Origin of the sequence: Streptomyces sp. NPDC012510 (genome assembly GCF_042955065.1) — a bacterium.
In the GTDB taxonomy this organism is placed as follows: domain Bacteria; phylum Actinomycetota; class Actinomycetes; order Streptomycetales; family Streptomycetaceae; genus Streptomyces.
Map to the genome: position 1 here is coordinate 1 of NZ_JBIBEN010000111.1, position 1,036 is coordinate 1,036.

Here is a 1,036-nt window from a genome sequence, read left to right on the forward strand (position 1 = left end):
AAGCGCGCGCTGCGCTGCGCGGTCGACTCCGAACTGCTCGCGCCGTGCGTGCCCTGGCCCTCGGGCAGCTCCGCCTGGCCGTTGTCGGTCCCTGCGTCGGTACCGGTGACCGGACCCACCTCCTCAAGATCGCGGGCAGAACCGAAACCGGTCCCACTCGAATCGGAGGATAGACGACTACCCGTACCGGCCGCCCCTCGAACAGGGGTGGTCCGGGCCGCGTGCAGCACCGTCCAGTCCAGGTCGGTACGGCTGCTGCGGCTCGGGCAGATGGTCGAACCCATGCGGCGGACTTCCTCTCCCACATCGTCGGTGCCGGGTGTCCGGCGCCTCTGATCCGCACAACAGAGAGGGGGGCCTCGACATTCCCCAACCTTTACCCGAGCGACGCGGTCCAGCGCACGACGGCGGACGTGACGATCTCCAGGGCCTCCTCCTGCCCGATCCCGGCCCGCTTGGGCACCGCGAGGCCGTGGTCGCCCCACGGCACCTCCACCAGGTCGTACTCCCCGCCCTCGGGGAACTCCGCGGGCCGGCCGAAGGTGTCGTTGCCGCCCTGGACGACGAGCGTGGGCACCCCGGCGCCGAGCAGTTCGGCGGCGCGGGACTTCTCGGGGCGGCCCGGGGGATGCAGCGGGAAGCCGAGCGCGAGGACGGCGTGCGCGCCGAGTTCCCCGGCGGTACGGCAGGCCACCCGCGCCCCGGCCGACCGCCCGCCGGAGATCACCGGCAGCCCGGGCTCGGCGACGGCCGGCCAGATCCCGCGCCAGCCGGTGTCCAGCGTCTTCGGCGCCGGTGCCACCTTGCGGCCGGCCACCCGCCAGGGCTGCTCGACCAGGGCGACGGTGACGCCGTGGCCGGGCAGGACACGGGCCAGCGCCTGGAGGTCGCGGGCCTCGATGCCGCCGCCGGCGCCGTGGCCGAGGGCGAGGACGAAGCGCGGCCGGGCGGCCGGATGCCAGGTGACACGGGCGTCGCCCGCGTCGGTGGGGACGGTCTGTACGGTCACGGTGGTCACGTCAGAAGAGTGTGCCCT

At 74.3% G+C, this 1,036-nt stretch carries 1 protein-coding gene and 1 pseudogene; both read right to left on the reverse strand.

Translation table 11 applies throughout. The features are described 5' to 3' along the window. A pseudogene (locus ACFY9I_RS42680) lies at nt 1-284 on the reverse strand (RNA polymerase subunit sigma); the annotation flags it as partial. Nucleotides 285-376: 92 nt separating this feature from the next. After that, nucleotides 377-1,018: an alpha/beta family hydrolase gene (locus tag ACFY9I_RS42685; protein ID WP_391012966.1), complete on the reverse strand. Its 642-nt coding sequence runs from the start codon at nt 1,016-1,018 to the stop codon at nt 377-379. Nucleotides 1,019-1,036 lie beyond the last annotated feature (18 nt).